Annotated in this window: 1 protein-coding gene (running past one end of the window); it reads right to left on the bottom strand. The window is 76.9% G+C overall.

All coding sequences use genetic code 11. The features are described from left to right. Positions 1-23,378: the 5' portion of a type I polyketide synthase gene (locus DFQ13_RS13190; protein ID WP_110080159.1), read on the bottom strand. It extends 4,513 nt beyond the left edge of the window; only the first 23,378 of its 27,891 coding nucleotides appear in the window; it begins with the start codon at positions 23,376-23,378; its stop codon lies off the left edge, out of view.

Below are 23,378 nucleotides of genomic sequence, written 5' to 3'. Positions count from 1 at the left end.
GGGTCCATGACGACCGCTTCCCTCGGGGAGATGCCGAAGAACGTCGGGTCGAAGTCGGCCGCGCCGGGCAGGAACCCGCCCGCCCGCGCCACCGTGCGGGCCCGGCCGTCGGCGCCCGGCTCCAGCAGCGCGGCCAGGTCCCAGCCGCGGTCGGTGGGCATCGGGCCGATCGCGTCGCGGCCCGCCACGACCGCGTCCCACAGGTCCTGCGGCGAGGCCACCCCACCGGGGTAGCGGCAGGCCATGCCCACGACGACGACCGGGTCGTCGTCGGCGACCCCGACGGGCGCCGCCGCCACCGCGGTGTGCTCTCCGAGCAGTTCGGCGCGCAGGTGCGCGGCCAGGGCGGCGGGGGTCGGGTGGTCGAAGACCAGGGTGGCGGGCAGGGGCAACCCGGTCAGGTCGGTGAGCTGGTTGCGCAGGTCCACGGCGGTCAGCGAGTCCACGCCGAGGTCGCGGAACGGCAGGTCCGGCTCGATCCCGGCGCTACTCGCGTGGCCGAGCACCGCCGCCACCCGGTCGCGGACCAGGCCCAGCAGCTCGCCCGCGCGGTCCTGCTCGGGCAGGCCGAGCAGGTGCGCGCGCAGCCCGGTGGGTGCGGACTCGACGGGGGCGGCGGCCTCGGGCAGTTCGGCGAACAGCGTGCTGACCCGGGTGCGCTGGAAGGCGGGGGCGAAGGTCTCCCACGCCACGTCGGCGACCGTCACGTCCTCGGTGCCGCCGAGGACGCCGTCCAGCGCGGCCAGCGCCCGGCCGGGGTCCATGCTCGGCAGGCCGTTGAGCCGCAGGTGGCGGTCCATCTCCTCGTCCTCGCTGCCCGCCCAGGCGCTCCAGGACACGGTGGTCCCGGCCAGGCCCCTGGCCCGCCGCGCGGCGGTGACGGCCTCGTGCCGGGCGTCGGCGGCGGCCCGGTCGGCCCGGCCGCGCACACCCCAGGTGCCCGCGATCGACCCGAACAGCACGAACGCGTCCAGCGGGGTGTCGTGCAGCAGTTCGGCCAGGGCGTCGGCGGCCGGGTCGCCGGTGGCGAACACGGCCGAGACCCGGTGCCGGGTGAGCAGGTCGGTCAACGCGGCCCGGTCCCCCGGGTCCGCCGGGTCCAACTCGGACGCGATGACCGGCACGCCCAGGTCGCTCAGGTCGGCCCCGAGCAGCAGCAGACCGGGCACGCCCCGGTCGGCCAGCCACCGGGCGACCAGGGCGCCCTCGGGGGTGTCGGTGCCGGTGACCAGGACCGTGCCCGTGGGGTTCCACCGGGCGTCGAGCCCGGTGGCGCGGACCAGGCGGCGGGCCAGCACGCCGTGGTCGCGCACGGCCACCTGGTCCTCCGCCCCGCCGAGGGCGGCCCGCAGCCGCGCGGACCCGCTCGCGGTCACCGGACCGGCCAGGTCGAGCAGGCCGCCCCAGCGCCGCGGGTGGTCGAGGGCGGCGACCCGGCCCGCGCCCCAGAGGGCGGCGCGGGCGGGCACGGGCTCCTCGCCGTCGACGGCCGCGACCGCGCCGCGCGTCACCAGCCACACCGGCAGGTCGGCGCCGTCGACCGCGGCCAGCAGCGCCTCCGGCCACGCGGCGCCGGGCACCTCCTCGCCGTCGGTGGCGGCGAGCAGGGACACGATCCCGGTGGCGCCCCCGGTGTCGGGCAGGGCCGCGCCGGGGACCACGGGAACCGCGTCCAGCGCGGCGAGCACGGAGGAGACGGTCCAGTCGGCCTTCCAGTCCTCGGGCACCAGCGCCAGCCAGCGGCCGTTCGCGGGCTCCTGCCGGACCGGGCGCCAGGTGGTGCGGTAGCGCAGGCCGTCCGCCGCCGCGTGGTCGCGGCGGCGCTGCCGCCACCGGGCGAGCGCGGGGACCACTGTGGACAGTTCGGCGCCGTCGAAGCCCAGCGTCGTCGCCAGGGAGTCCACGTCGGTCCGCTCGACCGCCGCCCAGAACTCGCCGTCCACCGGGTCGCCCGCGGTGGTGGGGGCAGTGGTCGGCCAGAAGCGCTCGCGCTGGAACGGGTAGGTGGGCAGTTCCACCACCCGGGCACCGGTGCCCGCGAAGAACGCCGCCCAGTCCACCTCGACGCCCCGGGTGTGCAGGCGCGACAGCGCGGTGACGACCGCGCGTTCCTCGCCCCGGTCGCGGCGCAGGGCCGCCACGGCGGTGACCTCGGTGTCGCGCGCCTGCGCGGTCTCGGCGGCCAGCGCGGCCAGCACGCCGTCGGGGCCGAGTTCGAGCAGGGTCGTCACGCCCGCGTCGAGCAGCGCGGCCACCCCGTCGCCGAAGCGCACCGCCTCGCGGACCTGCCGGACCCAGTACTCCGGGGTGGCGAGTTCGTCGCCCGCGAGGGCCCCGGACAGGGTGGACACCACCGGGATGGCGGCCGTGCCGTAGGTCAGGCCCTCGGCCACCGCGCGGAACTCGTCCAGCATCGGGTCCATCAGCGGTGAGTGGAACGCGTGCGAGACCCGCAGCGCCCGGGACCTCTGGAACCGCGCGGCCACGGCGGCGACCGCGTCCCGCGTTCCGGCCACGACCACCGCCCGCGGGCCGTTGACCACGGCGACGACCGCGCCGTCGACCAGTTCGGCGCGGACCTCGTCCTCGCCCGCCTCGATCGCCGTCATGGCACCGCCGGTGGGCAGCTCGGCCATCAGCCGGGCCCGCGCCGAGACCAGCGCCGCCGCGTCGGGCAGCGACAGGACCCCGGCGACGTGCGCCGCCGCGACCTCGCCGATGGAGTGCCCGGCCACGAGGTCCGGCCGCACCCCCCACGACTCCACCAGCCGGTACAGGGCCACCTCCAGCGCGAACAGCGCGGGCTGCGCCCAGCCGGTGTCGTCCAGGGCAGCCGCGTCGGCGCCCCACACCACGTCGCGGACGTCGACCTCCAGCGCGGCCACCACCGCGTCGAAGGCGGCGGCGAACACCGGGAACCGGGCGTGCAGCTCGCGGCCCATGCCCAGCCGCTGCGCACCCTGGCCGGAGAACAGCACGGCCACGGCACCGCCGCCGCGCGCCGTCCCGGACACCGACTCGACGACGCCGTCCGGCGTGCTCAGCAGCACCGCCCGGTGCGGCAGGTCGGCCCTGGTCGCGACCAGCGACCAGCCCACGTCCACCGGCGCGGGCCCGTGCTCGGCGGCGAACCGGCCGAGCTGTTCGCGCTGGGCGTCCAGTGCCTCGCGGGTGCGCCCGGACACCGGCCACGGCACGACCCCCGGGCGCACCTCCGGTTCCACGGCGGCGGGGGTCGGCTCGGCGGGTGCCTGCTCTGTGGGCGCCTGCTCGATGACCACGTGCGCGTTCGTGCCGCTCACCCCGAAGGCCGACACCCCGGCGCGGCGCGGGCGGCCGGTCTCCGGCCACGCGACCGGGTCGGTGACCAGCGCGACGGTGCCCGCGGACCAGTCGACGTGCGCGGAGGGGGTGTCCGCGTGCAGGGTCGGCGGCACGGTGCCGTGCCGCATCGCCATGACCACCTTGATCACGCCCGCGATCCCGGCGGCGGCCTGCGTGTGGCCGATGTTCGACTTGACCGAACCCAGCAGCAGCGGGGTCTCCCGGTCGCGGCCGTAGGTCGCCAGCAGCGCCTGCGCCTCGATCGGGTCGCCCAGCGGGGTGCCGGTGCCGTGCGCCTCGACGGCATCGACGTCCGATGTGGACAGACCGGCGTCGGCGAGGGCGGCCCGGATGACGCGTTGCTGCGACGGGCCGTTCGGCGCGGTCAGGCCGTTGGAGGCGCCGTCGGAGTTGATCGCCGTGCCGCGCACCAGGCCCCACACCCGGTGCCCGTTGGCCCTGGCGTCGGACAGCCGCTCCAGCACCAGCACGCCAACGCCCTCGGCCCAGGCGGTGCCGTCGGCGGCGTTGGAGAACGCCTTGCACCGGCCGTCCGGGGACAGCCCGCCCTGGGTGGTGAACTCCACGATGGAGTCCGGTGTGGACATCACGGAGACACCGCCTGCCAGCACCAGCGAGGATTCGCCCGACCGCAGCGACCCGGCGCCCCAGTGCAGCGCCACCAGCGCCGACGAGCAGGCCGTGTCCACGGTGACCGCGGGCCCCTCCAGGCCCAGGGCGTAGGACACGCGCCCGGACAGCACGCTGGCGGTGACCCCGGTGGCAGCGTGGCCGCGCACGTCCTCGGCCGCCGTGCGCAGCACGGACAGGTAGTCCTGCCCGTTGGTGCCCACGAACACCCCGGTCGGCGAGCCGCGCAGGCCGGTCGGGTCGATGCCTGCCCGTTCCACGGCCTCCCACGCGGTCTCCAGCAGCAGCCGCTGCTGCGGGTCCATGGCCAGCGCCTCGCGCGGGGAGATGCCGAACAGCGCGGCGTCGAAGTCCGCGACGCCGTCGAGGAACCCGCCCTCCACCGAGGCCGAGGCGCCCGCCGCGAGGGCGGACAGGTCCCAGCCGCGGTCGGTGGGGAACGCGCCGATGCCCTCGCCCCCGGTGGCCACCAGGTCCCAGAGCTGCTCGGGCGAGGACACGCCGCCGGGGAAGCGGCAGGCCATGCCCACGATGGCGATCGGGTCGTCGGCCACCGGCCGGGCCGCCGCCACCGGCGCCCCGGTCGCCGGTGCCGCCGCGCCGACGACCTCGCCGAGCAGGAAGTCGGTCAGCTCGACCGGGGTCGGGTGGTCGTAGATCAGCGAGGCGGGCAGGGCGGTGCCGGTGGCGGCGGCCAGCCCGTTGCGCAGCTCCAGGGTCGTCACCGAGTCGAAGCCCAGGTCGCGGAACGCCCGGTCGACGTCGACCCCGGTGGCGTCGGCGTGCCCGAGCACGGCGGCGACCTGCGCCCGCACCAGCTCCAGCAGCACCCGGCGGCGTTCGCCCTCGGGACGGGCCAGCAGCTCCGCGCGCAGGCCGGACTCCGACGGCCGCTCGACCACCGCTGCCGCGCGCAGCGCGCGCACCTCCGGTAGGTCGGCGACCAGCGTGGTCTGCCGCAGTTGCGCGAACGCGGGCACGAAGGCCGCCCAGTCGACGTCGGCGACCACCACCGCCGCGTCGCCCAGCTCGACGGCCCGGCGCAGCGCGGCGACCCCGGTCGGCACGCCCATCGGCTCGAAGCCGCCGCGCCGCATCCGGGCGGCCAGCTCGCCGTCGGCGACCATGCCCGCCTCGGCCCACGGGCCCCACGCGATAGACGTGGCGACCCGACCGCCTGCCCGCCTGCGCTCGGCGAAGGCGTCGAGCCAGGCGTTCGCGGCGGCGTAGTTCGCCTGCCCCGGTGCGCCGATCGTGCCGGTGGTGGAGGAGAACAGCACGAACGCGTCGAGGTCCAGCCCTGCGGTCAGCTCGTCGAGGTTGCGCGCCGCGGTCGCCTTGGCGTGCAGGACGGCCGCGAACGACTCCGGTGCGAGGGATTCCAGCACGCCGTCGGCCAGCACACCGGCGGTGTGGAAGACCGCGTTCGGCGGCGTGTCGGCGAGCAGCGCGGCGAGGGCGTCGCGGTCCCCGGCGTCGCAGGCGGCGATGGTGACCCGGGCGCCGAGCGCTTCCAGCTCCGCGGCGAGGGCGGGCGCGCCTGGGACGTCCTGGCCGCGCCTGCTGGTCAGTACGAGGTGTTCGGCACCCGCCCCGGCCAGCCAGCGGGCGACGTGCCCGCCGATGCCGCCGGTGCCGCCGGTGATGAGCACCGTGCCGGACGGGGTGTACGGCCGCGCGGTGCCACCGGGGGCGGCATGGGCGAGCCTGCGGGCGAACGCGCCCGCCGGGCGGACCGCGACCTGGTCCTCGCCGTTGCCCGCCAGCACCCCGCCGAGCCGCCGCGCGGTGCCGACGTCGAGCCGGGCGGGCAGGTCGATGAGCCCGCCCCAGGTGGTGGGCTGCTCCAGCGCGGCCACCCGGCCCAGGCCCCACACCGCGGCCTGGTCGGGGTCCGGCGCGGGGTCGGAGCCGTCCACGGCGACCGCGCCCCTGCTCAGGCACCACAGTGGCGCGGTCAGCCCGGCGTCGCCGAGGGCTTGGACGGCCGCCGTGGTCAGCGCGAGTCCGGCGGGCACCTCGGCCTCCCCCCGCTGTGCCGTCGCCAGCAGGGACACCACGCCCGCGAAGCCGTCACCCGCTCGGGCGCGCAGGGTCTCGGCCAGGTCGGCGCGATCGGACTCGGTCACGTCCACCCGGACGGTGTGCGCGCCCGCCGCGTCCAGGCCGCCCAGAACCGCGGCCGACCACTCGGGGTCGTCCTCGGCGGTGGGCACCAGCACCAGCCAGGTGCCGCCGAGCACGGTCGAGCCTGCGGAGACCGGGGCCCAGGACACCCGGTACCGCAGGGCGTCCACGGCGGCCTCCCCGTCGCGCCGCCGCCGCCAGGTCGACAGCGCGGGCACCACGGCCGACAGGGTGTCGGTGGGCAGGTCGAGGTCGGCGGCGAGCGAGTCCAGGTCGGCGTTGTCCACGGCCGCCCAGAACCCGGCGTCGACGCTGCCCTCCGGGGTCGGCACCGGCTCGGCACCGGGCTCGGGCCAGAACCGCTCGCGCTGGAAGGCGTAGGTGGGCAGGTCGACGCGCCCGGCGCCGGTCCCGGCGAAGAACGCGGACCAGTCCACGTCCACGCCGTGCACGTGCAGGTCGGCGACGGCGGTGGCGACGGCGGTCGCCTCGTCCCGGTCCCGGCGCAGCGAGGCCACCACGACCGCGTCGCCCTCGGGCAGGCTTTCCCGCGCCATGCCGGTCAGCACGGCGTCCGGGCCCAGCTCCAGGAAGGTGCGCACGCCGTGCCCGGCCAGCCAGGTGACGCCGTCGGCGAAGCGCACGGCGGCCCGCACGTGCCGAACCCAGTACTCGGGGTCGCAGACCTGCTCGGCGGTGACCGGCTCACCGGTCACGTTGGACACGATCGGGATGCGCGGCGGCTGGTAGGCCAGGGTTGCGGCGACCCGGCGGAAGTCGTCCAGCACGGCGTCCACGCGCGGCGAGTGGAAGGCGTGGCTCACCCGCAGTCGCCGGGTGCGGTGCCCGTCGGCCGCGAAGTCCTCGGCCAGCGCGAGCACGGCGTCCTCGTCACCGGAGACCACCACGGACTCCGGGCCGTTGACCGCGGCGATGGACACCCGGTCTTCCAAGCCCACCAGCTTCGCCGCGACCACGGCCTCACCGGCGCGGACGGACACCATCGCGCCGCCCTCGGGCAGCGCCTGCATCAGCCTGCCCCGCGCGGCGACCAGGGTGGCCGCGTCCGCCAGGGACAGCACACCGGAGACGTGCGCGGCGGCCAGCTCGCCGACCGAGTGGCCCGCCAGGTGGTCCGGTCGCACGCCCCAGGACTCCACCAGCCGGTACAGCGCCACCTCGACGGCGAACAGCGCGGGCTGGGTGTTGCCGGTGCGGTCCAGCTCGGTCGGGTCGTCGGCCCACATGACCTCCCGCAGCGGCCGGTCCAGCTCCGCGTCCAGGTGCAGCAGGACCTCGTCCAGCGCGTCCGCGAACACCGGGAACCGGTCGTACAGCTCGCGGCCCATGCCGGCGCGCTGCGCGCCCTGCCCGGTGAACAGCACCGCCAGACCGCCCCGCCGCACCGAGCCGCGCAGCACACCCGCGCCCGGGGCACCGTCGCGCACGGCGGTCAGCCCGCGCACCAGTGCGTCGGTGTCCTCGGCGATCACCGCGGCCCGGCGCTCCAGCGCGGAACGGCTGGTGGCCGAGGAGAAGGCCAGGTCGGCCGGGTGCGTGTCCGGTGCGGTGCGCAGCAGTTCCAGCAGGCGCCCGGCCTGGGCGCGCAGGGCGTCGTCGCCGCGCCCGGACACCAGCACCGGCGCGGTGCGCTCGACCCGGGGGACGACCGGCACCTCCTGTTCCGGCGCCTGTTCCAGGATGGCGTGCACGTTGGTGCCGCTGAGGCCGAACGAGGACACCGCCGCCCGGCGCGGGTGACCGGTTTCCGGCCACGGCACGGGCTCGGTCAGCAGGCTGATGGCGCCGCTGGACCAGTCGACGTGGCTGGAGGGGACCTCCGCGTGCAGGGTGCGCGGCAGCACGCCGTGGCGCAGCGCCAGCACCAGCTTGATCACGCTGGCGACACCGGAGGCCATCTGGGTGTGGCCGATGTTGGACTTCACCGAGCCCAGCAGCAGCGGGCGCTCGGGGTCGCGGTCGCGGCCGTAGGTCGCCAACAGCGCCTGCGCCTCGATCGGGTCACCCAGCGAGGTGCCGGTGCCGTGCCCCTCGATCGCGTCCACATCGGACGGTTCCAGGCGCGCGTTGGCCAGCGCGGCGCGCACGACGCGCTGCTGCGCCGGGCCGTTCGGCGCGGTCAGCCCGTTGGACGCGCCGTCCTGGTTCACAGCGGAACCCCGCAGCACGGCCAGCACCCGGTGCCCGTTGGCCACCGCGTCGGACAGCTTCTCCAGCAGCACCACGCCGACGCCCTCGGCCAGGGTCATGCCGTCGGCGGCGTCGGAGTAGGCCTTGCAGCGCCCGTCCACCGCGAGCGCGCGCTGCCGGGAGAACCCGACGAAGGCACCCGGGCTGGACATGATGCTCACCCCGCCCGCCAGCGCCAGTTCGCTCTCCCCGGTGCGCAGGGACTGCGCGGCCAGGTGCAGGGCGACCAGCGAGGAGGAGCAGGCGGTGTCCAGGGTGACCGCGGGGCCCTCCAGGCCGAGCAGGTAGGCCACCCGGCCGGACAGGATGCTGCCCAGCGAACCGGTGATCATGTGGCCCTCGGCGCTCTCCGCCGTGCGCGACACCGAGGCCGTGTAGTCCTGGTAGCTGGCCCCGATGAACGTACCGGTGCGGCTGCCGCGCAGCCCGTGCGGGTCCAGGCCCGCCCGCTCGAACGCCTCCCAGGAGGTCTCCAGCAGCAGGCGCTGCTGCGGGTCCATGGCCAGCGCCTCGCGCGGGGAGATGCCGAAGAAACCCGCGTCGAAGTCGGCCACGTCGTGCAGGAAACCGCCCTGCACCGAGTAGGTCCGGCCCGCGCGGTCGGGGTCCGGGTCGTACAGGTCCTCGGCGTTCCAGCCGCGGTCGGCCGGGAACCCGCTGATCGCGTCCACCCCGCCGGTGACCAGGTCCCAGAGGGCTTCCGGCGAGTTCGCGCCGCCCGGGTAGCGGCAGCTCATGCCGATGATGGCGATGGGTTCGTCCGGTGCTGCGCCCACCGCGACCCGCCCGGTCCCGGCCGGGGCCTCCCCGGCGATCTCGGCGAGCAGGTACTCCACCAGCGCGAGCGGGTTCGGGTGGTCGAACACCATGGTGCTGGACAGTGTCAGACCGGTGGCCTCGGCGATGCGGTTGCGCAGGTCGATCGCGGTCACCGAGTCGAACCCGGCGTCGCGGAACGCGCGCTGCTCGCCGACCGCGTCGCCCGAGGTGTGGCCGAGCACGGTGGCGGCCCGGCCGCGCACCAGGTCGAGCAGCACCCGCCGCCGCTCACCGGGGGGCAGGGCGCGCAGCGAGGCGGCGAACTCGCCCCCGGCGCCGCCGGTCGCGGGCTGTTCCGCGACGGCGGTGAGCGCCTTCACCTCGGGGATCTCGTCGAACAGCGTGCTCGGGCGACCCGAGGTGAACACCGAGTGGTAGCGGTCCCAGTCGATGTCGGCGATGGCCAGCGCGGGCTCGGTGCCCGCCAGGGCGTGGCCCAGCGCGGTCAGCGCCGGGCCCGGCTCCATGAACACCAGGCCGCTGCGCCGGATCTGGCCCGGGTCGACCCGGCCCAGCTCGCGGTCGTCGGCCCAGATGCCCCAGGACAGCGCGAGCGCGGGCAGGCCCCTGGCGCGGCGGGCGGCGGCCAGCGCGTGCAGGTGGGCGTTGCCCGCCACGTAGGCCGCGTGCACCCCGGAGCCCCACATGCCCGCGGTGGACGAGTACAGCACGAAGCTGTCCAGCTCGTCGTCGGCCAGCAGCTCGTCCAGGACGCGGGCACCGGTCACCTTGGCGTCGAGCACGCGCTCGAAGTCCGCCGGGGTGGTGTCGTGCAGGCTGTGCAGCTCGATCACGGCCGCGGTGTGCACCACCGAGCGCAGCGGCGGGCCGTCGGCGCGCAGCCGTTCCAGCAGGGCGGCGACGGCGGCGCGGTCGGTGACGTCGCAGGCCACGACCTCGGCGGTGGTGCCGAGCGCGGTCAGCTCGGCGACCAGGTCGGCCGCGCCCGGCGCGTCGGGGCCGCGGCGGCTGGTCAGCACGACGCGCTCGGCGCCCCGGGCGGCCAGCCAGCGGGCCAGGTGCGGGGCCAGCGTGCCGGTGCCGCCGGTGACGAGCACCGTGCCGCGAGCGGTCCGCCCAGGGTCGTCCCCGGTCCTGGGCGCCCGCACGACGCGCCTGGCCAGGGTGCCCGCCGGGCGCACGGCGAGCTGGTCCTCACCGGTGGCGCCGAACAGCACCGCGGCGAGCCTGGCCCGGCCGCGGGCGTCGAGTTCAGCGGGCAGGTCGACGGTGCCGCCGACCCGGCGGGGGTGCTCCAGCGCGGCCGTCCAGCCGATGCCGAGCGCCTGCGCCTGCTCCGGGTGCGCCACCTCGTCACCGCGCCCGGTGGACACGGCGCCGCGGGTGAGCACCCACAGCGGCGCCTCGATGCCGGTGTCGCCCAGCGCCTGCACCAGGGCGACGGTCAGGGCGGTGCCCTCGTCCAGCGCGGAGAACCCGGCCAGCGGGCGGCGCGACCCGGCCGCGAGCGAGACCACGCCCGCGACGTCGGCGAACCCGGCCAGCCGCTCGGCGAGCACGGTCCGGTCCGCGCACCCGGCGTCGAGCACCAGGCGCTGCGGCTCGGCGCCGTGGTCGGCGAGCGCGGCGAACACGTCCTCGTCGGCGACGCCCTCGGCGGTGACCACGAGCCAGCGGCCCGCAAGGGCGGGCTGACCGGTGGCGACCGGGGTCCACGACACCCGGTAGCGCCACAAGTCCACAGTGGACTCCTCACGGCGGCGCCCGCGCCAGGCCGACAGCGCGGGCAGCACCGCGGCCAGCGACTGCTCGTCCACCGCCAGGTCGGCGGTGAGCCCGGCCAGGTCGCCCTGCTCCACCGCGGACCAGAACCCGGCCTCCACGGGGTCGGCGCCACCCGCGGCGACGGCCTGCGGCTCGACCGGGACCCACAGCCGCTCGTGCTGGAAGGCATAGGTGGGCAGGTCGACGCGGCGACCGCCCGGGTACTGCCCGGTCCAGTCGACGCGGACCCCGCGCACGAACACCCCGGCCAGCGACAGCAGGAAGCGGTCCAGGCCGCCCTGGTCGCGGCGCAGCGTGCCGGTCACCACGGCCCGCACCCCCGCCGCGTCCACCGACTCGGTGATGCCCACGCCGAGCACCGGGTGCGGGCTGGCCTCGATGAACACCCGGTGGCCCGATTCGAGCAGGGCGGCGATGGCGGGGCCGAAGCCGACCGTGTGGCGCAGGTTGCGGTACCAGTAGCCCGCGTCCATGCCGGTGGTGTCCAACCACTCGCCGGTGACCGTGGAGTGGAACGGCACCTCGGCGGCCCGGGGGGAGATGGGCGCGAGGACTTCCAGCAGCTCGTCGCGCAGGTCCTCCACCTGCGCGGTGTGCGAGGCGTAGTCCACGGCGATGCGCCGCACCCGCACGCCGTCGGCGGTCAGGGTGTCGAACAGCGCGTCCAGCGCGGCGGGCGCACCGGCCACGACGACCGAGCCCGGCCCGTTGACCGCCGCGAGCTGCACCGACCCGTCGGCGGGCAGCAGCGGCTCGACGCGCTCCACCGGCAGCGGCACCGACATCATGCCGCCCCGGCCCGCGAGCCGCCTGGCGATGGCCGCGCTGCGCAGGGCCACCACGCGGGCGCCGTCGGCCAGCGACAGCGCGCCCGCCACCACGGCCGCGGCGATCTCGCCCTGGGAGTGGCCGACCACGGCGTCCGGGTGCACGCCCCGGGAGCGCCACAGCGCCGCCAGGGACACCATCACCGCGAAGGACGCCGGTTGCACCACGTCGACCCGGTCCAGCGCCGGTGCCCCGTCGACCTGCCGCAGCACGTCGAGCAGCGACCAGTCGGTGAACTCCGCGAGAGCCGCCGCGCACTCGGCGACCCGGGCGGCGAACACGGGCGACTCCTCCAGCAGCCGCGCGCCCATTCCGACCCACTGCGCGCCCTGGCCGGGGAAGACGAACACGGTGTGGCCCTCGACGTCGGCGACGCCCTCGACCACGGTCGGGGCGGCCTCGCCGCGGCCGAACGCCCCGAGCGCCCCGGTGAGCGCCGCGGCGTCGGCGCCGACGGCGACCGCCCGGTGCTCGAACAGGGTGCGGGACGTGATCAGCGAGTGGCCGAGGTCAACCGGGTCGGCAGCCACGTTCGCCAGGCGCGCGGCCTGGCCGCGCAGGGCGGCGGCGGACCGGGCCGAGAACACCAGCGGCAGGGCCGGGACCGGCGCGGATTCCCGCCCGGCGGGTGCGGGCGCGGGGGGCGCCTCCTCGACCAGCACGTGCGCGTTGGTGCCGCTGATGCCGAAGGAGGACACCCCGGCGCGGCGGACCCGCTCCCCCGCCGCCCACGGCCGGGCCTCGGTGAGCAGGGCTACGGTGCCGTCGCTCCAGTCGATGTGCGAGGACGGGGTCTGCGCGTGCAGGGTGCGCGGCAGCACGCCGTGGTTGAGCGCCAACACCATCTTGATCACGCTCGCCACGCCCGCGGCCGACTGGGTGTGGCCGATGTTGGACTTCACCGAGCCCAGCAGCAGCGGGCGCTCCGGGTCGCGGTCGCGGCCGTAGGTGGCCTGCAACGCCTGCGCCTCGATCGGGTCGCCGAGCGCGGTGCCGGTGCCGTGCGCCTCCACCACGTCCACGTCGGACGGTTCCAGGCGCGCGTTGGCCAGCGCCTGCCGGATGACGCGCTGCTGCGACGGGCCGTTGGGCGCGGTGAGGCCGTTGGACGCGCCGTCGGAGTTCACCGCGGAACCGCGGATGACCGCCAGCACCCGGTGCCCGTTGGCCACCGCGTCGGACAGCTTCTCCAGCAGCACCACGCCGACGCCCTCGCCGAGGCCCATGCCGTCGGCGTCCTCGGCGAACGCCTTGGACCGGCCGTCACCGGCCAGCGCCCGCTGGCGGCTGAACGCGGTGAACCCGGACGGGTTGGGCATCACGGTGGCACCGCCCGCCAGGGCGAGCGTGGTCTCGCCCGCGCGCAGCGACTGGCAGGCCAGGTGCATCGCCACCAGGGAGGAGGAGCACGCGGTGTCGACGGTGACGGCCGGGCCCTCCAGGCCGAGCACGTAGGCCAGGCGCCCGGACAGCACGCTGGGGATGGAACCGGTGACGACGTGCGGTTCGAGGTCGTCGACCCGGGCGGCGGCGTAGTCCTGGAAGCTGGAGCCCACGAACGTGCCGGTCGCGCTGCCGCGCAGGGTGGCGGGGTCGATGCCCGCGCGCTCGACCGCCTCCCACGTGGTCTCCAGCAGCAGCCGCTGCTGCGGGTCCATGGCCAGCGCCTCGCGCGGGGAGATGTCGAAGAACCCGGGGTCGAAGTCCCCCGCGTCGTGCACGAAGGAGCCGCGCGTGGTGTAGGTGGTGTTGGGCTTGTCCGGGTCGGGGTCGAACAGCGCCGCCGGGTCCCAGCCCCGGTCCAGCGGCCACTCGGTGCTGGCGTCGACCCCGTTCGCCACTAGGTCCCAGAACCGCTCGGGCGTGCCCGCCCCGTCGGGGAACCGGCAGGCCATGCCGACGATGGCGATGGGCTCGTCGGCCGCCGCGGTCGTGGCGGCCACCGCGCCGGGGGCGCCCGCCGCCGCGCCCAGCAGTTCGCCCGCGAGGAAGTCGGCGAGCACCACGGGGTTCGGGTAGTCGAACACGATGGTGCTGGGCAGCGACAGGCCGGTGACGCGGTTGAGCCGCTTGCGCAACTCCACGGCGGTGAGCGAGTCGAAGCCGCCGTCGCGGAACGCGCGCCGCTCCGGCACGCCCTCGGCGGAGTCGTGGCCCAGCACGGCCGCCGCCTCGGTGCGGACCAGGTCGACCAGCAGGTGCGCCCGCTCGTCGGCGGGCAGCGCGACCAGGCGCGCGGCGAACTCACTGCCTGCCGGGGCCGTCGCGGGGTCGGCCTGCGCGGCGACCTCGGGCAGGGCGGACAGCAGCGGGCTCGGGCGGACGGCGGTGAACACCGGCGCGTAGCGGGCCCAGTCCAGGTCCACCACCGTGACGGTGGTGTCGCCGCGGACCACGGCGTCGCCCAGCTCGGTGAGCGCGGGCGCGGCGGGCAGGAACCGCAGGCCGCTGCGCCGGAACGTCTCCGACATCACCTCGTCGGTGGCCATGCCCGCGCCCGCCCACGGCCCCCAGGCGACCGAGGTCGCGGTCAGGCCGCGGGCGGCCCGGTGCTCGGCGAGCGCGTCGAGGTAGGCGTTGGCGGCGCCGTAGGAGGTCTGGCCACCGCCGCCGAGGGTGCCCGCGATGGAGCCGAACAGCACGAACAGGTCCAGGTCGGTGTCCCCGAGCAGGGCGTCGAGGTTGAGCGCCCCGGCCACCTTGGCCGACAGCACGGCCCCGAACTCGGCCAACCCGGTCTCGGCCAGCGGCTTCACGTCGCTGGTGCCCGCGGTGTGCACGACCCCGGTCAGCGGGTGCTCGGCGGGGACGGCGGCCAGCACGGCGGCGAGCGCGGCGCGGTCGGCCACGTCGCAGGCGGTGATCTCGACCGCGGCGCCCAGCTCCTCCAGCTCGGCGCGCAGCTCGGCGGCACCCGGGGCGGCCGGGCCGCGGCGACTGGTCAGCACCAGGTGCCGCGCCCCGGCGCGGGCCAGCCAGCGCGCCACCTCGCCGCCGAGGCCACCGGTGCCACCGGTGACCAGCACGGTGCCGCGCGCGGTGAACCCGGCCGCGGGCAGGGTGGGCAGGTACCGGACCAGGCGGCGACCGCGCCTGCCCGCCGCGCGGACGGCGACCTGGTCCTCACCACCGGGGTCGGCCAGGGTGGCGGCCAGGTGGCGGGCGGCGCGCTCGTCGAGCACCGCTGGCAGGTCGACCAGACCGCCCCAGCGGTCGGGGTGCTCCAGGGCCACGATGCGGCCGAGACCCCAGGTGGCCGCCTGCGCGGGGCTGCGCACCGGGTCGTCCGGCCCGGTGCCCACCGCACCCCGGGTGATCGTCCACAGTGGAGCTGTGAGCCCGGCGTCGCCCAGTGCCTGCACCAGGGTGACGGTCAGCGCGAGGCCCAGCGGGAACCCCAGTGGGTCCTCAGCGGACGGCAACACCGACACCACACCCGTGAACCCGTCGGCCGTGGCCGCCTCGGCGAGGCGGGCTGCCAGCTCGGCGCGGTCGGTGTCGGCCACCACCAGGGTGCGGACCTCGGCGCCGTGGGCACGCAGAGCGGCGGCAACCTCTCCTTCGGTGCCCGTGTCTTCTGCGTCGATGTCCGCCGGGGCGGTGACGAGCAGCCAGGTGCCGGTGAGCGCGGCGGCCCGCTCGGGCAGGGCGGTCCAGTCGACGCGGTAGCGCCAGGTGTCCAGGGCGGAGCGCTCGCCCTGCTCCCGCCGCCACGTGGACAGCGCGGGCAGCAGGTCGGCCAGCGAGCCGCGCTGCTCGGCGCCGAGGCCGAGCAGGTCGGCCAGCCCGGCGGCGTCGCCGTCGAGGGCCGCCCAGAGCCGCTCGGCGGCCGGGTCGGCGGCGGTCGCCCTGCGGGCCTGCGGCCAGTAGGACTCGCGCGCGAAGGCGTAGGTCGGCAGGTCGACCCGGCGGGCGCCGGTGCCCGCGAAGAACGCGGTCCAGTCGACGGGCACGCCCAGGGTGTCCAGGCGGGCCAGCGCCGTGACGGCGGCCTGCTCCTCGCCGCGGTCCGGGCGCAGCGCGGGCACGACCGCGACCGCGTCCTCGCCGACGGAGTCCTCCACCATGGCCGACAGCACGCCGTCGGGGCCCAGCTCGACCACGGTGCGCACCCCGCGCTCGACGAGGGTGCGCGCGCCGTCGGCGAACCGCACCGCCTCCCGCACGTGCCGCACCCAGTACTCGGCGGTGGACAGTTCCGCGCCCGCCAGCTCACCGGACACGTTGGACACCACGGGGATGCGCGCCGGGGCGAACGACAGCCCCGCCACCGCCGCGTGGAACCCCTCCAGCATGGGCTCCACCAGCGGCGAGTGGAACGCGTGCGACACGCGCAGCGCCTTGGTGCGGTTGCCCCGGGCGCGGAACACCTCGACGACCTGCTCCACGGCCTCGGCCGCACCGGCGATGACCACGGCGGCGGGGCCGTTGACGGCGGCGATGGACACGCCGTCCACCAGCTCGGTCGCCACCTCGTCCTCGGTGGCCTCGATGGCCGTCATGGCACCGCCCCCGGGCAGTGCCTGCATCAGCCGCGCCCGCGCGGAGACCAGCGCCGCCGCGTCCGCCAACGGCAGCACCCCGGCCACGTGGGCCGCGGTGACCTCGCCGACGGAGTGGCCCGCCACGTAGTCCGGCACCACGCCCCAGGACTCCAGGAGCCGGTAGAGCGCCACCTCCAGCGCGAACAGCGCGGGCTGCGCCCACCCCGTCCGGTTCAGCTCCTCGGCGTCGGCGCCCCAGACGACGTCGCGCACCCCGGGGTCCAGCTCAGCCAGGACCGCGTCGAAGGCCGCGGCGAACACCGGGAACCGGCCGTGCAGCTCGCGGCCCATGCCCAGGCGCTGCGAACCCTGGCCGGAGAAGACGACCGCGACCCGCCCGGGCGCCACCTCGGCCTCGACCAGGGCGGCGTCCGGCCGGTCGGCGGCCAGCGCGGCGAGCGCGCGGCGGAGGGTGTCGGCGTCGGGGGCGAGCACGGCCGCCCGCTGCCCGAACCGGGAGCGGGTGGTCGCCAGCGAGTGCGCCAGGTCGAGCGGGGTGGCCGAGTCGAGCCGCCCGAGCAGCCGCTCGGCCTGCGCCCGCAGGGCGTCGCGGCCGCGACCGGACACCAGCACCGGGACCACGCCGGGCACCACCTGCGGGGCGGGCGCGGTGTCGGTGACGGGTGGCGCGGCCTCCAGGATGGTGTGCGCGTTGGTGCCGCTGAAGCCGAACGACGACACCGCCGCCCGGCGCGGGCGGCCGGTCTCCGGCCACGGGGTCTGCTCGGTGAGCAGCCGCACCTCGCCCGCGGTCCAGTCGACGTTCGTCGACGGCGCGTCCACGTGCAGGGTGCGCGGCAGCACGCCGTGCCGCAGCGCCAGCACCATCTTGATCACCCCGGCCACGCCCGCGGCCGCCTGGGTGTGGCCGATGTTGGACTTCACCGAGCCCAGCAACAGAGGCCGCTCGGGGTCGCGGTCGCGGCCGTAGGTCGCCAGCAGCGCCTGCGCCTCGATCGGGTCGCCCAGGGCGGTGCCGGTGCCGTGGCCCTCCACGGCGTCCACGTCGGTTGCGGAGAGGCGGGCGCTGGCCAGCGCGGCGCGGACGACCCGCTGCTGCGCGGGGCCGTTCGGCGCGGTGAGCCCGTTGGAGGCGCCGTCGGAGTTCACCGCGGAACCCCGGACCACCGCGAGCACCGGGTGCCCGTTGCGGCGCGCGTCGGACAACCGCTCCAGCACCAGCACACCGACGCCCTCGCCCCACGCCACGCCGTCGGCGGCGTCGGAGAACGCCTTGCACCGGCCGTCGGCGGCCAGGCCTCGCTGCCGGGAGAACTCCAGGAACGGCGTCGGGGTCGACATGACGGTGACCCCGCCCGCGAGCGCCAGCGAGCACTCCCCGCCGCGCAGCGCCTGCGCGGCCAAGTGCATCGCCACCAGCGAGGAGGAGCAGGCCGTATCCACCGTGACCGCCGGGCCCTCCAGGCCCAGGGTGTAGGACACCCGCCCGGACACCACGCTCGCCGAGGTGCCGGTGCCCTGGTGGCCCTCGAACTCGCCGCCGCCGAGGGCGTTGGCGTAGTCGCTGTACATGACACCGGCGAACACGCCGGTGCGGCTGCCGCGCAGGGACGCCGGGGGGATGCCCGCGCGTTCGACGGCCTCCCAGGACGCCTCCAGCAGCAGCCGCTGCTGGGCGTCGGTGGCCAGCGCCTCGCGCGGGCTCATGCCGAAGAACCCGGGGTCGAACTCGCCCGCGTCGTGCAGGAACCCGCCGGAGCGGACGTAGGAGGTGCCGGGGTGGTCGGGGTCCGGGTCGAACAGGGAGCCCAGGTCCCAGCCGCGGTTGGTCGGGAAGCCGGAGATGGCGTCGGCGCCCTCGGTGACCAGCCGCCACAGGTCTTCCGGGGAGGTGACCCCGCCGGGGTAGCGGCAGGCCATGCCGACGATCGCGATCGGGTCGTCGGCCGCGGCCGCCGCGGTGGTGACCGGTTCGGCCCCGGCGCTGTCGGAGCCGAGCAGTTCCGCCAGCACGTGCGCGGCCAGCGCCGTGGGCGTGGGGTGGTCGAAGACCAGTGTCGGCGAGGTGCGCAGGCCGGTGGCGGCGGCGAGCTGGTTGCGCAGCTCGACCGCGGTCAGCGAGTCGAAGCCCAGGTCGGAGAACGCCCGCTGCGGGTCGACGTGCCCGGTGCCCGCGTGGCCGAGCACCGCGGCGACCCGGCTGAGCACCAGCTCCAGGACCGCGTCGGCGCGTTCGGCGGCGCCCATCCCGGCCAGCCGCCGCGCGAGGCCGTCCGCCGCGGCGGCGGTCGCGGCGCCGCGGCGGACCCGCGGCCGGACCAGGCCGCGCAGCACGGGCGGGACCTCGTCGCGGGCGCGCAGCGCGGGCAGGTCCAGGCGCACCGGCACTGCCTGCGCGTCCGGGCAGGCCAGGGCCGCGTCGAACAGGGCGAGGCCGTCCACAGCGGACAGCGGCAGGGCGCCGGTGCGGGCCAGCCGCAGCATGGCGGACTCCCCGAGCGACCCGGTCATGCCCGCGCCGCGGTCCCACGGCCCCCAGGCCAGGGACGCGCCCGGCAGGCCCGCGGCCCGGCGCCGGGCCACCAGGGCGTCGAGGAAGGCGTTGCCCGCCGCGTAGCCCGACTGCCCGGCCGCGCCCAGCACGCCCGCCGCCGAGGAGAACACCACGAAGGCCGACAGGTCCCCGGCCAGCTCGTGCAGGTGCCAGGCCGCGTCGACCTTGGGGCGCAGCACGGCCGCGACCCGCTCCGGGGTCAGCGACGCCAGCACGCCGTCGTCCAGGACCCCGGCCGCGTGCAGGACACCGGTCACCGGCGGCTCGGCCGCGGCGAGCACGGCGGCCAGCGCGTCCCGGTCGGCCACGTCGACGGCGACCACGCGCACCCGCGCGCCCAGCCCGGCGATCGCGGTGACCAGGTCGGCCACGCCGTCGGCGTCGGCGCCGCGCCTGCTGACCAGCAGCAGGTCGCGCACGCCGTGGTGCTCGGCGAGGTGCCGCGCCGCCAGCGCGCCGATGCCGCTGGTGCCACCGGTGACCAGGACCGTGCCACCGCCCCAGGAGACGGCGGTGGGCTCCTCGGGTGGGCTCACCCGTGCCAGCCGGGCGGCCAGCGCCACGCCATCGCGCACCGCGACCTGCGGTTCGCCGGTGCCGAGCGCCACGACCGCGTCGGCCCCGGCGTCCAGGGCACCGAACCGGCCCGGGTTCTCCACCTCGACCGCCCGGGCGAAGCCCCACACGGCGGCCTGCGCCGGGTCCACCGACTCACCCGCCCGCGTGGACACCCCACCACGGGTCGTGAACACCAGCCGCGACCCCGCGCAGCGCTCCTCGGCCAGCCACTCCTGCGCCAGGCCCAGGGCCCACGCGGTGGCGGCGTGCGCGTCGGCGACCGGGTTCCCGGACCCGGCGGGCACGGGTGCCAGCACGACCGGCGGCACCGCGCCAGGCAGGTCGGCGATCCCGGCGGCGACCAGCACCTCCAGCCCCGGCAACGCGGGCACGTCCGGGCCCAGGACGGCGACGGACGCGGGTGACGCGCCACCGGGCACCGGAACCCAGTCCACGCGGAACAGGGCGTCGCGGCCCGGTGCGGCGACCACCGGCGCGTCGGCCAGCGGGCGCAGGGCCAGCGAGTCCACCGACACCAGCGGGGCGCCCGCCGGGTCGGCGACCTCGACCGACACCGCGGACCCGCCCAGGGGCACCAGCCGCACCCTGGCCGCGTCCGCGCCGGTGGCGTGCAGGCGCACGCCCTCCCAGGAGAACGGCAGCGCGACACCGCCGTCGCCCACGGCAGTGAACCCCACGGCGTGCAGGGCCGCGTCGAGCAGGGCCGGGTGCACGCCGAAGGCGGCGGCGTCGGCCGCGACGTGCTCGGGCAGCGCGACCTCGGCGAACACGGCGCCGTCCGGGGCCAGCCAGGCCGCGACCAGGCCGCGGAACGCGGGCCCGTAGGCCAGGCCCGCCTCGGCGGTGCGGTCGTGGAAGCCGTCCAGGTCCACCGGTTCGGCGCCCGCGGGCGGCCAGGCGGTGGCGTCGAAGTCGCTCGGCTGCCCACCCGGGGCCAGCACACCGTCGGCGTGCCGGGTCCACGGCCGGTCCTCGGCCGAGTCGGTGGCCTCGCCCGCGTCGGGGCGCGAGTAGGCGGTGAGGGTGCGGCGCCCGTCCGCGTCGGGGCCGCCGATCCACAACTGCACCTGCACGCCACCCTGCTCGGGCAGCACCAGCGGAGCGGTCAGGGTCAGCTCGGCGACCCGGCCGCAGCCGACCTCGTCCCCGGCGCGGACGGCCAGTTCCAGCAGCGCGGTGCCGGGCAGCACGGTGGTGCCGCGGACGGTGTGGTCGGCCAGCCACGGTTGCGCGGCCAGCGACAGCCTGCCGGTGAGCAGGGCGCCGTCGGAGTCCGCCAGCGACGCGGCGGCGGCCAGCAGCGGGTGGTTGGCGGCGCCGAGCCCGGCGGCGCGCAGGTCGCCCGCGGCGTGGCCGTCGCGCGGCCAGAAGCGGCGCCGCTGGAAGGGGTAGGTGGGCAGGTCGACGCGGCGGGCCCCGGTGCCCGCGAAGTAGTCGGCCCAGCGCACCGGCACGCCGAGCGCGTGCAGCCCGGCGGCGGCGGCGGCCACGGCCGCGCCCTCGGGCTGCGCCCCGCGCAGCGAGGCGACGGCGTCGGCCTCGGGCAGGGCTTCGCGCACCAGGGTGCTGAGCACGCCGTCCGGGCCCAGTTCCAGGAACGCCGTGACGCCGTGCTCGTGCAGCCAGGTGAGGCTGTCGTGGAAGCGCACCGTCGCGCGCACGTGCTCGGTCCAGTGGTCGGCGCTGGTCAACTGCTCGACCCCGCCCCGCAGGCCGGTCACCGAGGTCACCACGGGCAGCAGCGGCTCGTGGAAGGACAGCCCGGCGGCGACCGCCCGGAACCCGTCGAGCACCGGGTCCACGAGCGGGGAGTGGAAGGCGTGCGAGACGCGCAGCCGCTTGGTCCTGTGCCCCAGCTCGGCCAGCAGCGCTTCGATCCCGGCGACCGCTTCGGCCTCGCCCGCCACGACCACCGCGTCCGGCCCGTTGACCGCCGCGATGGACACGCGGTCGGCGTGCGGTTCGACCAGGGGGGCCACGACGGACTCCGGGGCCCGCACGGAGGTCATGACCCCGCCTGAAGGCAGGGCCTGCATCAGCCGCCCGCGCGCCGCGACCAGCGCGGCCGCCTCGGGCAGGTCCAGCACCCCGGCGACGTGCGCGGCGGACAGCTCGCCGATGGAGTGGCCCGCGAGGTAGTCGGGCCGCACGCCCCAGGACTCGACCAGCCGGTACAGCGCCACCTCGACGGCGAACAGCGCGGGCTGGGCGTACTCGGTGCGGTTGAGGGTGTGCGCGGTCTTGGCCCACATCACCTCGCGCAGCTTGCGCTCCAGGTGCGGTCGCAGCGCGGCGCACACCTCGTCCAGGGCGTTCGCGAACACCGGGAACCGGTCGTACAGCTCGCGGCCCATGCCCGCGCGCTGCGCGCCCTGCCCGGTGAACAGCACGGCGAGCTTGGGCTTGCCCCGGGTGGGGCGGTCCGCCGGTGCCTCGCCCGCGGCCAAGGCCGCCAGCCCGGCCCTGGCCTGCTCGGCGTCGGCGGCCACCACGGTCGCGCGGTGCTCGAACGCGGAGCGGGTGGTGGCCAGCGACAGCGCGGTGTCCACCACGCCGTGCTCGTCCACGGTGGACAAAAGTTGATCGGCCTGCGCGGCCAGCGCCTCCCGGGTGCGGCCGGAGAGCACCAGCGGCACCGGGCCCGCGGCGACCTCAACGGGAGGCGCCGACTCCTCGACCGCGGGTGCCTCCTCGATGATGGCGTGCGCGTTGGTTCCGCTGAGGCCGAACGACGACACACCGGCGCGGCGCGGGCGGTCCGCGTCGGCGGGCCACGGCGTGTGCTCGGTGGCCAGCGCGACGGTCCCGGCCGACCAGTCCACGTGCGACGTCGGCTCGTCCGCGTGCAGGGTCTTGGGCAGCAGCCCGTGCCGCAGGGCCAGCACCACCTTGATGACGCCCGCGACACCGGCGGCGGCCTGGGTGTGGCTGAGGTTGGACTTCACCGAACCCAGCAGCAGCGGGCGGCCCTCGGGCCGGTTGCGGCCGTAGGTGGCCAGCAGCGCCTCGGCCTCCACCGGGTCGCCCAGGGTGGTGCCGGTGCCGTGCGCCTCCACCACGTCGACCTGGTCGGCCGACAGCCGGGCGTTGAGCAGCGCCTGCTCGATGACGCGGACCTGGGACGGGCCGTTGGGCGCGGTGAGCCCGTTGCTCGCGCCGTCCTGGTTGACCGCGGAACCGCGCACCACCGCGAGCACGTGGTGACCGTTGCGCCGAGCGTCGGACAGCTTCTCCAGCACCAGCACGCCCGCGCCCTCGGCCCAGCCGGTGCCCGAGGCGGAGTCGGCGAAGGAGCGGCAGTGCCCGTCGGCGGCCAGCCCGCCCTGCTTGGAGAACTCCACGAACGTGATCGGGCTGGCCATCACGGTCACCCCGCCGACCAGCGCCAGGTCGCACTCCCCCGCCCGCAGCGCGTGCGCGGCCAGGTGCAGCGACACCAGCGACGACGAGCACGCGGTGTCCACGGTGATGGCGGGGCCGACCAGGCCCAGGAAGTACGCCAGCCGCCCGGACACCACGCTGGAGGTGTTGCCGGTCAGCCGGAATCCGTCGACGTTGTCGCCCGCGCCGACCCGGTACTCCTGCGGCATCGCCCCGACGAACACCCCGGTCCGGCTGCCCTTGAGCGCCAGCGGGTCGATGCCCGCCCGTTCGACCGCGTCCCAGGCGGTCTCCAGCAGCACCCGCTGCTGCGGGTCCATGGACAGGGCCTCGCGCGGGGAGATGCCGAAGAAGTCGGCGTCGAAGGTGGTCGCGTCGTGCAGGAACCCGCCGGAGAGGGTGGCGGAGGCGCCCAGGGCCTCGGGGTCCCAGCCGCGGTCGGTGGGGAAGCCGGTGATGCCGTGCCCGCCGCGCGCCAGCATCGCCCACAGGTCCTCCGGACCGCGCACGTCGCCGGGGTAGCGGCAGCCCATGCCGACGATGGCCAGCGGCTCGACCGCCGAGTCCTCCAACTCCTGGACCCGTTGGCGGGTGCGCCGGAGGTCGACCGTCGCCCGCTTCAGGTAGTCCCGGAGGCGCTGCTCGTTGTCCAT

It is taken from the genome of Actinokineospora spheciospongiae, from assembly GCF_003182415.1.
GTDB lineage: Bacteria > Actinomycetota > Actinomycetes > Mycobacteriales > Pseudonocardiaceae > Actinokineospora > Actinokineospora spheciospongiae.
Note: the sequence above shows the minus strand (reverse complement) of the source record. Positions and strands in the feature narration are given on the sequence as shown.